Genomic DNA, 10,383 nt, shown 5'->3' on the forward strand with positions numbered 1-10,383 from the left:
GATACACCGCGATATAGACATAACCGTGACTGCCCAGCGTATCCGCTTCACAGACAAATCCCCCGTGCCGGACTGTAAGGCACTGCTGACGGCGAGGGTCAAGCTGACCGGACAGCAGCTGCGATTCCAGTTTGGTTATCAGCGCGGGAAACGCTGCATCAAGAGCCTGAGTGGCTTCAAGGGAAAAGGTGCCGACAATGTGGGCTCTGTCGCTCAGAAAATGCAGATGCGTTCCCTCCTGAACCAGTCGGGCCCCCAACCGCGGCGTAATATCACGTTTCAGGCCCCATGTTGGGGAAGTAGTCATGTGGTTATTCATGTTAATTATCTCTGTGTGGAATAGGATTAAGGAGTTCGATTGGGTACAGCAACGTGGGTGGAAAATGAGCACGCCACAAGCCCGAAGCCTGGCGAGCCCGCACGATATCGCCCTTGCTCAACATCGGGTCTTGCGCCAGTGCGCTGAACCCGTTATGACTAATTCGCACTAATGCATATTTCTCAACCAGTGTGTTGATGGTGTCGCCCACTGAAATCCCTTGTTCTATCTGCTGCGCAATCACCTGTTCATCGTGATAGGGCGTATCGTTGAGGCTCAGGCCATAGTGGTGCTCAAGCAGAAAAGCGAGCAGTTGTTGATAAATAGCAGATACGGGCAATGCACCCGCTGCTGTGGGGTGTGGTTTCATGGGGATGTTCTCAATGTGGATGGCGTTGAATTACGTCAGGAGACGAGCGGTGGTATCACCAGTCGAATGTGGCGAAACCGGGCAACACATCACCCAGAGCATCAATATGCAGGTAGGTTAGCCCATGACGTTTCATTAATGTGGTGGCCAGACGTCGGCTGGTTTTGGAGAGCCCCAGCCGTTTGAGGCGCAACACCGGATGGGTCCAGGCATTAAGTCGAATCAGATAGCCTGTGCCGGTAAAATGGATCCACTCACCATCGCTGAACGAATCCTGGCAATGCGAAATCCGGTACAGCAGCGTATTGTCGTCCTCGGTAATATGTGCGGTACTGCATTGCAGACCGCGAAGGGTCAGGATGTGGGTTTGTTGGATAGTCGTTAACATGGCAGCCACCCCAACTCGGCTAACGAAACCGGCTCGCTTTCACCGATAATCAGGTGGTCCAGTACGCGGATGTCGACCATGTTCAGCGCATTAACCAGCCGGGTAGTTAGTGTACGGTCAGCCTGGCTCGGAGTGGGGTCTCCGGCTGGATGATTGTGGGCGATGACAACGGCAGCACAGCGGTGGTGCAGTGCCCGAATAACGACTTCGCGGGGGTAAACTGTGGTGGCATTAAAGGTGCCGACAGAAACGGTTTCACTGGCCATCAAGCGGTGGCGGTTGTCCAAAAAGAGCACCATAAAACACTCCCGTCCCTGAGGGCGAAGATGGAGTTGCAGCCAGGCTTTCACTGCCTCGGGTGAGGTCAAGGTGTAGGGCCGGTGTCGGAGTTGGGTTTCCAGTATCGCCAGTGCCTTGCTGATAATCTGTTGCTGGGCAAAAGGCAAGGTGGGGAGTGAAGCACGCATAGGCTGATGTGGCATGGGGGAACTCCTGCTCGTCAGTCAATCAAGTCAAAAATGGCCTGGCTTTCAGGGTGTTGTAAGGCATATTCGCGCAGTCGGTAGAAGTGTTCGGTCATAGCCTCGCTCTCGGTGCTGCAGGCGCAGTGGCTGTAGGTCATCAGGCAGGCAATGATACCGGCTGCTTCACGACTGACGGTGGCCCCATTGCCATTGAGCGTGTTAAACAACACATAGTCTTGCTCCGTGCCCGGTACCATAAATGCCCCGCCGTTGGGCAAGGTGTAGAAGTCCCAAAAGTCACCGTGGTAGTCGTCACACAACCGGTCCAGCCAACGAAAAATCTGTGGTTCAATCAACACCCATTTGGGTACCTGACCAAAGTGTTTAGGCCAGAAATGGATGCGCTGCGCATCAGAGACCTGGGTGGCAGTGAGTGTGCTTGTATCTGTATTGATTTGCGTATTCATGAGAAAAATCCTTGTGTCATCATCGGTTAATAGCAAAACAGGCTTCTCCGGAAAACCGGGGAACCTGCTGATGCGAGGCGTTATAACAGTGAGTAAGTGCTTACCGGGGGAGCGTTTAGGTAAGATTAATTATCTGCAGTGTGATGACTGGGAGAGGTAAAAATAAGTTGCCGTTGGGGGCAATATTGTGCGTAACCATCAGCGTCAAAACAGACAGGCCAGTCACCGCCTGCGCACATTAACCGGCACCGACTGACTTCACCGGGGCGGTAACACCCATAAAACAAAAAACGCTCTCCAGTGGGAGAGTGACTCTGTAGTGAGAATGGGTGATGTTGGTTAATTTGCCAATAACGGTATAAAAGCAGAACCCCTTGTATTAGGTATCTGCTTTCTTATTACGGTGTATTTATAAATTGGAGTGTGATGTATTATAGGGAAGACAATCCGTAAGGAGGGAAATATTTAGGAAGGGCGGATTTATGATGGTGATTAATATTAATGTATTAATCACCCTGTATTGATGGATATATCAACAGTACAGACTGATGATAAGCGTTAGTCCACTAAGACTTGCTGTCAGTTATATTGTTGAGGCCGAAGAGGCTCAACTTTCTATCAAAGTAAGGAGTGTCAGAATATAGGTGACCACCCAGACCCAGAAATAGACAGGCTTTTGTGTCAGGGCTTGGGCGCGTTTCCAGAGATAAACGGGAACAAACCAGGCGAGTTTCCCGTAGCCTGAGGTATCGATCCCAGCTTTTTTCAGATTACGTTCATCCCAGTAACTGAGCGCAATATTTAAAAGAAGAGTGATATACCAGAATTGACCACTGAATAAGGTCTCCATCGCCGCATCTTCATCCCCCGTCGTCGCTCCTGCGATGAAAGCCTCCAACATAAAGCCTATCAGGGGAGCAAAGGCCAATATCCAGATGACGGTATTACTGACGTTGTGGCTCGGCAGCGCGGGGGGCGTTCTGCGCTGGCTCAGTGAGGCGGATAATACGGTGGTACTTAAGGGGATCCATTCATCCCACCCTTGCTGCCAGACTAATGTTGTCGCAACCAGCGTGCCATGGGCGATCAGTACGGCCATATCCGTTTCCATTATCGGACCATGGCGCTGCCCATTCTTTTCATAGAACCATTCTTTCATTTTTTATCCTTAATCAGTGAGGTAACAACAACACTCTGCCCGGCAAGGCTGAATAGCGTTACCGTATCAAAGTAAGATTTTTTATTGCGTCATTTATTGCCTGATGTTGATATCTAGATATCAGTCATGTTCGAGGGGGACTTTATCGGCAGTATTACCGAAAGCGTCGCCCATCAACGGCACTATTTTGGTCACGTAATACATTATTTATCTTGGGTTCAATTAATCGATCTCTACATAATACAGGCGGCATATTTAATATAAACGCGCCTAAGAACAGGCGTGTTATTTCAATACCCAAGACATACACAATAACGCGCCGATCATTAATCTCATCCACTACGGCTCAGCCAGCCAAAACAGTTTGGTACCCATAGAATTTGAGACTCCGCATCCCGGAGTGCATCTTATGAATAACATCACCTGGCTAGAATTGTGACTGTTCGCTCCCCAATATGCCGTATTCCCCCGTCATTGCTCTCCGGTTGGTCATCGCCAAAAGTTAGCCTCTGATGAGCGACAGGAAATAATAAAATAGCCAAAAAAACCTTTTTCATTTATTCGAGCCTTCAACCAGAAAGTCTGTAATACATTATTTTTTGCTGAAGTATTCAGCCTGACGATGGATATAAACAAAGTGTATCGGTAGGGTTGCATAAAAGATAATCGATTCTACAGATCAATATCAGCAATATTGATCGGTTAAAACGATCATAATCGGCAAGGTGTCTCCTTGTTACAGAGACTGTTTCATCTGCTCCGCCATGACCCACAGTGCGCGGTTAAGTTTGATGTCACCATCGATACCACTGATGGCGCGGGTTCGGGCACGTTGTCCCCTGGTGCTCTTGCCCTGTAAGCCGCCTTTGGTCAGATTCTCCTGCACACGCTGGAATGTGGTCCAGAGGTCATCTTTTTTATCTTCCCAGCGACGGGGCATCAGGATTTGGGACTCCGTGACCGGATGATGCTCCTCGCTGTAACGGTAGGTCAGTGCAGCATGGGCCAGTGCATACTGGTGCTCTGCTGACAGCGTTAATGCCTGCATGCTTTCACGACTTTCCTCTATTTTGTCAAATATCCCCAGCACGTCGTAGGCCCCTTCAATCACTTTTTCCACCACATCCCCTTTATGCGGTACGCGAATTTCGCCAAAACTCTGACCACAAACCAGACCGTTACTGCAAATTTCACGGAACATACCCGGTAGCATTTGATAGCTACTGGAGCCATCGTGACTGTTGAGCAAAACAATCTCCTGCACTTCTCTCTGCGTGATTTGCTCTGTTCGGCGTAACCGCACCATATGCTTGGTATGCTCACGTTTATCCAGGTCGCGTACTCGGGTCTGACAGGCAAAGAACGGCACAAATCCTTCTTCACGCAACTTATCCAATAAGGTAATAGTAGGAATGTAGGTATAGCGGGAACTGCGGGAGGCATGCTTGTCTTCGCCAAAGACGCTGGGCACATAGTAGGCCAGTTCATCATGGGTCAGGGGGCGGTCGCGGCGAACAGAGTTCACCCGGCCAAAGCGGGACGCTAATCGTGTCATGATAATTTCCTTAATAAAATGGGTATAAAAAGCCACTTCATAGCGAAGTGGCTAAAATGTGATGAAGTGGATTCAGGTATGCAGGCTTTAAAATGGAGGTGTGTATAGGTCGTGCTGGGCCAAAGAGCATGCTTGGAGATATAAAATCAAAAGAAGAAAGACCAGAGTGACGATGCCATTGAAACAATCGCATCCCTTGCTGCCTTAACCGCTTTTATCACCAATTTTGGCAAGGTTATCTGTTCAACCGCCCGGTCAAAGGCGTGCTCCATCGTTTCACTAAAATCCTGTCGGGCCTTTTTTTCAATCGATTCAGATTTAAATGCAGGTCTGATTTGTGTGGTAAAACAGCTGGTGGCGGTGCGGGGTAAAGCATAGATAATATTTTCTATCATTGCTGGAAGGTTATAACCATAAACGGCTGATACTGCCTTAATAGCATGGCGTGGATATCCCATAGCGCCTTCAACTGCGCGTATTTTTAGTACGATAGTGTTTTTCTGTTCTGAGGATGGGCAATTTTGAATACTGTCCCATTCTCTGCAGGGCTCAATTTTATCAACCTGATTCAAGACAAAAACAACGTTGTCTTGATATTCCGGGGCTGCGCATATGACATTCTGGTAAAAATGTTGATCGACAGAAAGCGCGCGGTCATCCGCTTTTATCACCCATATAATCAGATCTAGTTTGGGTAACCACTGTTCATAGAGGTCTTGATATTCTTTATCTCTGTCACTGCTCTCACCGACCCCAGGTAAGTCAATAATGGTCATTTGCCGGGAGCCGATACTGAGCCGGAAGGATTTTGCCTTCCGCGTGCAGGCATGTACATTGCTGGTGGGTGAGAGTGGTTGAGAGAATATTGCATTACAGAGACTCGACTTCCCTGCACCGGTTTTACCCATGATACCGATGACGGGCTCATAATTGATAATATCCTCAAGATGTTGAGTAACTCTCCGGGTCACAGCAGATGGCAGGAGTTCAAGGGAGGAATGTAATAGCTTTAGCGCTGACTTTTCGTCCATAGATATCACCTTTATGAATATTTAAAAGAAGAGGAATACAGACGTATTCCTCAAGGATTCACTGGGGTAATATATAACTGAAAATTATTTAAGATTGTCTGTTCGTAATTTTACGCCGTTCATATTCTTCAGCAATCAGGCGATTCATAAAATCATCCCGTTTGGCACCAGCGAGTGCAATCATGTCATTCAGCTTTTTATCATTCTCCAGAGACAGTAAAAACTTCTTATTAATATGGTCCTTACCTGCTTTTTCCCGGTGTTTATGCGAAGACAGTGCGCTTTTAATTTTTCGCAGAAACAACTCTTTTTTCTCTGGAGTATCCAGAATACAATCATAAAAACCGGTCAGGCATATTTTTCTGTCGTCATCAGTAATGGGCGAAAAATATCGGATGATATTGCTATGCAATTTCACGGCGGAATCCCACAGATAATTTATTGCCTCTATATTTTCCTTGTTAAAGGGGTCGGGAGTATTCCACTTTCTTTGCCAGTCACCTTTGGCGTTATCAAGTGATTCTTTTTTTTGGTATCCTCCGTTGTTCATGGTATCAAAATATTCGACAATAGCATCAAATCGTCCTAGATGTTCTGGGAATACATCACCAAGCCTGCGTCGATAACCAATATTTTTATACCATAACCACAAGCAAATCCGTTTATCATTTTTAATCCAGTCAAATTTCACTAATGGTAATATCCTATCCTTGCAGGATGCTTCCATTTTATTTACAAAATAACCCCTATCCCGTTCATTTCCTTTGAAGGCATAATCAAGTGCTGTATTAATCCAGTAGCATATTTCCTCCACATTTTCGCAATTATCACGCCTGTTAAAAACTCTGTGAACCCTTATTTCTGAGTGTTTTCTATTATCCATATAACGTAAATAAAACTGGCATTTCCTGACATCTTTTTCCGAAATATAATGATCAAAACTCATTATCAGTCATCCATTGGTAAAGTAATCACGCCGTGATTTTACCGTCATTTGAAGTGATTTTATAGTTGTTTTATCACAAAATTACCGGAATTTTACCGAAAATTTAGCGTGACCAATTTGAGTGTCTAAACATTGCTTCTTTGTGAACGTCAGTTTTCAGTGAAGGTTTTTTGGATTAAATAATACGATGACACAATACAATCCTGCACGGATACGGTGAGGTTCGCTCTGCCGTTGGTGCCCGATAATATCAGAAGAGTGATAAAACTAAAACCCGATATGCCACAACCCACGGTTTGTGTCAGTTATGATTAAATAAGGTTATTACTGTTATTCTGAGTAATACCTGTCCCGCTATGAATATTAACCCACACAAACAAACCATTCAAACCGTCACCGACATCAATCATATTAAAACTTACGTCTTCCTCACATGTTCATGAAACGACATAATGAGGAGTACACCATGAGAACACACCGTATTACAAACCCCAACCACCAGACATATCCTGACCTTGAATCCGAATTACACCGTCATGTTGATAATCTCTTCAATAAATATTCAAAACTTATACTGCTGAGAGTGGATTTCGCTTATCTGAGCCACTTGTCTGAATTCACTCGCCAGGATGTACATGGAATGTGTGCCGATATGGTTCAGTTGGAAAACCGATTAATAGATATCAACGGCATTGCCGGTTATGCCTGGGTGGCAGAATACGGAATAGGCCACCGACATCATGTTCACTGTGCAATATTCATCAATGCACAGTTACGTAATAAAGCCTGGCCAGTATTTCAGGAGATAGAGAAACTCTGGAAGAGTGTCACTGAAAAAGAAGGTTATGCTCACAGGTGTACTCCTCAGCGTCATTATAAAGTCAGGAGTGAGGAAATAACTGAATACGGTAATGAAGTGGGTATGAATACCATGAAATATATTCTCAGTTATATGGCAAAGACTGAGCAAAAACCTGACGGAGTCAATACCCGATTCAGCACTATACCTGAGAGGACCCGGAGAGGGAGACCAAGGAGACGGGCCTGAAAGTCATTAATTACGGCGAACTGATATCTGATGAGCAATACCAGAAAACATTAATTCCTTTCTGCGTACGGCTCTCCCTTAACATCACCGGAGAGAACTCATCATGATATCTGCAAATACATCTCTGCTTAATGACCAAATGATCGATATGGTCTTTATCACTGAATTCACAGGCCTTACCGATAAATGGTTTTATAAACTGATAAAGGACGGGTTATTTCCAAAGCCGATTAAACTTGGCCGGAGCTCACGATGGTTGAAAAGTGAGGTGGAAGTCTGGCTCTTGAATAAAATAAAGGACTCCCGGAATAGCTAAATAAACGGACCTACTCTTTTCTTTTGTTATTACCTATTCGTTATCTATTCAGCCCTAATCATCATCTTCTTCCCTTTACTCATACTCGCCTGACTTATCTACTGCGTTAATATCCTCAGCTGTGTGTATGGCTCAAAGTGATGGCGTTGTTGAGAGGAAGCCCTATCCAAAAGGATATTACTGTGTATACCACCAGATCGACAAAAGCGCTTAAAAAGGCCTGTCAGGCTGAATTTAATGCCTGTACAGGCTGGGACATGCATACCGGTCAACGGCTGAGTGCGCATCGACGCTACCTTCAGATAAGCATGGTTTCCGTGTTGTCTGATGGCGTTGAAATGACTGACCTGATGCTTTTCCCCCGTTTTCTCTTGCCAACCCTGACGACTCTCAAATCCCGGTTTTCAGACAGGCATAACCATCGTGGCCGTACATCAACGAATATTGATGACTATCCCTTACTTAACAGAGCATGTCCGTATTTCAGCTTGTTGATGAATGAATGTGAGCGTTTACGCTTCACTCAGTGTCATCGGTACCTTGAACGTATTGCCCGAGTGGTAACCTGTCATCAATTACGTGAACAACTCGCATTGATGATTTTCTACTCGTTGGCGCAATACGGAACGATATCCACCTGTTTACACCTTTCCTCAAACAGATACTCAGAACTCCAGGGCACGATCAATGACTGGTTTTTAACCCATCCAGTCGTCTCAAGGTTGACTGATGAATATCTCTTCTTTGCTTTCTATAACACTTGGACAGACTGTCCGTGACAGGCCAGACCTTGCTTAACACTGAATGACAGTGCCTTCTTATGTGACCTGTAGAGCCGCATATGCCGTTGTTGCGGTGTATTGATCGGTTAAACAGATCAATAAACGAAAATTGATCTGTATTACCAATTATCTTTCATTCCTCACTGTCGATACACTCGTTCGAAACCTTATTTTGAAAAAAATAAGCTGTTTTAATTCATTAATAGTGATTTTAAATCAATACGATAGGTGCATTGCAATGCATCGGTAATGTTTCGTGCCTGGGGGGATATCTGTACCTGGCGCTTAGAACTTGAGGATGAAAGGAGAAGAGGCTGTGCCACTTGCAATGTGTATAACGCTGTCAAGCCTGGTAGGGATATTGGCAGCATATTTTGACCCACGTATTCAGGGATTTTTACATACATCAGGAGCGGTTCTGGCCTTTGTCCTGGTACCCGCATTAGGTATTTTCATTGGTAATTTATTGCGGCTATGGTTAAGACCTGATGTGGTTTTGGGTACCACGCAACAGGTTATCGGTGCCCGTATTTTTTGGGCGATAGGACCACAATTTATTGGCTGGATGGTCGGATTTATTGCCGCCTCCAATCTTGCAGGATTACCCGTATGAGAATAAATACTCTGCTTATTAGTGCCTTGTTGTGCCTGCCCCTCACATCAGCCTATGCCAATAATTACTCTAATAAGGTGTATGCAAAAAATATCGGAATGCAAAATGGGCCAGAACCGGTATCAAAAGTGTGTTTCTATGAAACACGTAATAAATACCCGTTTTCGGTATTGCTCAGAAACACAGTAACCTGTCCCCATATTGTGTTTTACAACATGAATACGGGGAATGTCACCACATCGTGATAAGGAAATAAAAATGAAGAAAAAAATAGTAGGGTGTATAGCGATGGTTTTTATGGGTGTAGGTAATACTTATGCGGCCCTCTGTCCAGAGGGCGCAGTAGCACAACAGCAGGCTGTGCAGATATTTACCGATTTTAACGGTTCAGTCCCTGACCATATGAGTCCGATGAAAAAGGCAGCAGATATTGCAGACCCGGCTGAGAAAGGAAAAAAATTAAGCGTGGCTGAATTTACTGCTAGCCACTTGTCAGCACAGAGTAGTGATAACTATCGCATTCGGCTGCTCTATGCAGCAACTCCGTATGATTGTTTTTTATCGGGACAAGAGATAATCCATATGGGGCAGGGAAAATAATCAATGTAATGACTTATAGGCCAATTATCTGTTGGCCACATTGATAAATATTACCTTGATATTAAGATTTGAGGGGGAATATCTGTAGTGAGTACTTGATCGAAAATGTTACTGGATAACTCATCTTGGGTCAGGGGGCGGTCACGGCGAACCGAGTTCACCTGGCCAAAGCGGGAGGCTAAACGAGTCATAGAGATCCTTTGATAAATAATCTCGGTGGTTTATGACACAAAGATTGATGAGGTATATTAAATAGCACTATTGTTATTTCACTAAAGTAATATAGGTCTTTAAATAAAGTTAATTTAACTTTATTTAATAATTT

Annotated in this window: 14 protein-coding genes; 5 read left to right on the forward strand and 9 right to left on the reverse strand. The window is 45.1% G+C overall.

Annotated elements, in window-relative coordinates:
- The 9 genes from AEP37_RS21245 to AEP37_RS21285 form a co-directional block, all read right to left on the reverse strand.
- Window positions 1-319 (reverse strand): type IV toxin-antitoxin system YeeU family antitoxin (locus AEP37_RS21245; protein ID WP_049615213.1); only part of this gene is annotated, 319 nt, incomplete at its 3' end.
- Window position 320: 1 nt separating this feature from the next.
- Window positions 321-689, reverse strand: coding sequence for a TA system toxin CbtA family protein (locus AEP37_RS21250; RefSeq protein ID WP_042592736.1), 369 nt, complete (start codon window positions 687-689; stop codon window positions 321-323).
- A gap of 55 nt (window positions 690-744) precedes the next feature.
- Window positions 745-1,077: a DUF5983 family protein gene (locus AEP37_RS21255; protein ID WP_050105368.1), complete on the reverse strand. Its 333-nt coding sequence runs from the start codon at window positions 1,075-1,077 to the stop codon at window positions 745-747.
- Window positions 1,071-1,544: a RadC family protein gene (gene radC, locus AEP37_RS21260; RefSeq protein WP_042592879.1), complete on the reverse strand. Its 474-nt coding sequence runs from the start codon at window positions 1,542-1,544 to the stop codon at window positions 1,071-1,073. The genes AEP37_RS21255 and radC overlap by 7 nt, the downstream gene beginning before the upstream one ends.
- Window positions 1,545-1,576: 32 nt before the next feature.
- Entirely contained in the window at window positions 1,577-2,008 is a 432-nt protein-coding gene (locus AEP37_RS21265; RefSeq protein ID WP_042592737.1) for an antirestriction protein, read from the reverse strand.
- Between the two features lie 607 nt (window positions 2,009-2,615).
- The gene (locus AEP37_RS21270; RefSeq protein WP_042592738.1) at window positions 2,616-3,167 is read right to left on the reverse strand and encodes a DUF4339 domain-containing protein; all 552 of its coding nucleotides are present in this window, start codon (window positions 3,165-3,167) and stop codon (window positions 2,616-2,618) included.
- 736 nt (window positions 3,168-3,903) lie between these two features.
- The gene (locus AEP37_RS21275; RefSeq protein WP_049615214.1) at window positions 3,904-4,722 is read right to left on the reverse strand and encodes a DUF932 domain-containing protein; all 819 of its coding nucleotides are present in this window, start codon (window positions 4,720-4,722) and stop codon (window positions 3,904-3,906) included.
- Between the two features lie 146 nt (window positions 4,723-4,868).
- Window positions 4,869-5,753 (reverse strand): GTPase family protein, encoded by an 885-nt coding sequence (locus AEP37_RS21280; protein ID WP_042592740.1) that lies wholly within the window; start codon window positions 5,751-5,753, stop codon window positions 4,869-4,871.
- A gap of 88 nt (window positions 5,754-5,841) precedes the next feature.
- The gene (locus tag AEP37_RS21285; protein ID WP_042592741.1) at window positions 5,842-6,699 is read right to left on the reverse strand and encodes a hypothetical protein; all 858 of its coding nucleotides are present in this window, start codon (window positions 6,697-6,699) and stop codon (window positions 5,842-5,844) included.
- A 466-nt stretch (window positions 6,700-7,165) separates the two neighbouring features.
- Here AEP37_RS21285 and AEP37_RS21290 point away from each other — a divergent pair, with 466 nt between their 5' ends.
- From AEP37_RS21290 to AEP37_RS21305, 5 genes are all read left to right on the forward strand, one after another.
- On the forward strand, window positions 7,166-7,747 hold the full coding sequence (locus tag AEP37_RS21290) for a YagK/YfjJ domain-containing protein (protein ID WP_042592742.1): 582 nt from the start codon (window positions 7,166-7,168) through the stop codon (window positions 7,745-7,747).
- Window positions 7,748-7,850: 103 nt separating this feature from the next.
- Entirely contained in the window at window positions 7,851-8,063 is a 213-nt protein-coding gene (locus tag AEP37_RS21295; protein ID WP_042592743.1) for a helix-turn-helix transcriptional regulator, read from the forward strand.
- A gap of 182 nt (window positions 8,064-8,245) precedes the next feature.
- On the forward strand, window positions 8,246-8,842 hold the full coding sequence (locus AEP37_RS26300; RefSeq protein WP_144405335.1) for a hypothetical protein: 597 nt from the start codon (window positions 8,246-8,248) through the stop codon (window positions 8,840-8,842).
- A 319-nt stretch (window positions 8,843-9,161) separates the two neighbouring features.
- Complete coding sequence (locus AEP37_RS24380) at window positions 9,162-9,458, forward strand: permease (RefSeq protein WP_126287036.1); 297 nt, start codon at window positions 9,162-9,164, stop codon at window positions 9,456-9,458.
- A gap of 258 nt (window positions 9,459-9,716) precedes the next feature.
- On the forward strand, window positions 9,717-10,058 hold the full coding sequence (locus AEP37_RS21305) for a hypothetical protein (RefSeq protein ID WP_042592744.1): 342 nt from the start codon (window positions 9,717-9,719) through the stop codon (window positions 10,056-10,058).
- The last annotated feature ends 325 nt before the right edge of the window (window positions 10,059-10,383 follow it).

The organism is Yersinia pekkanenii (genome assembly GCF_001152565.1).
GTDB classification, from domain to species: domain Bacteria; phylum Pseudomonadota; class Gammaproteobacteria; order Enterobacterales; family Enterobacteriaceae; genus Yersinia; species Yersinia pekkanenii.

Coding starts and splice junctions, on each gene's coding strand:
- AEP37_RS21250 (WP_042592736.1), bottom strand. CDS start 689: ATGAAACCACACCCCACAGCAGCGGGTGCATTGCCCGTATCTGCTATT.
- AEP37_RS21255 (WP_050105368.1), bottom strand. CDS start 1,077: ATGTTAACGACTATCCAACAAACCCACATCCTGACCCTTCGCGGTCTG.
- radC (WP_042592879.1), bottom strand. CDS start 1,544: ATGCGTGCTTCACTCCCCACCTTGCCTTTTGCCCAGCAACAGATTATC.
- AEP37_RS21265 (WP_042592737.1), bottom strand. CDS start 2,008: ATGAATACGCAAATCAATACAGATACAAGCACACTCACTGCCACCCAG.
- AEP37_RS21270 (WP_042592738.1), bottom strand. CDS start 3,167: ATGAAAGAATGGTTCTATGAAAAGAATGGGCAGCGCCATGGTCCGATA.
- AEP37_RS21275 (WP_049615214.1), bottom strand. CDS start 4,722: ATGACACGATTAGCGTCCCGCTTTGGCCGGGTGAACTCTGTTCGCCGC.
- AEP37_RS21280 (WP_042592740.1), bottom strand. CDS start 5,753: ATGGACGAAAAGTCAGCGCTAAAGCTATTACATTCCTCCCTTGAACTC.
- AEP37_RS21285 (WP_042592741.1), bottom strand. CDS start 6,699: ATGAGTTTTGATCATTATATTTCGGAAAAAGATGTCAGGAAATGCCAG.
- AEP37_RS21290 (WP_042592742.1), top strand. CDS start 7,166: ATGAGAACACACCGTATTACAAACCCCAACCACCAGACATATCCTGAC.
- AEP37_RS21295 (WP_042592743.1), top strand. CDS start 7,851: ATGATATCTGCAAATACATCTCTGCTTAATGACCAAATGATCGATATG.
- AEP37_RS21305 (WP_042592744.1), top strand. CDS start 9,717: ATGAAGAAAAAAATAGTAGGGTGTATAGCGATGGTTTTTATGGGTGTA.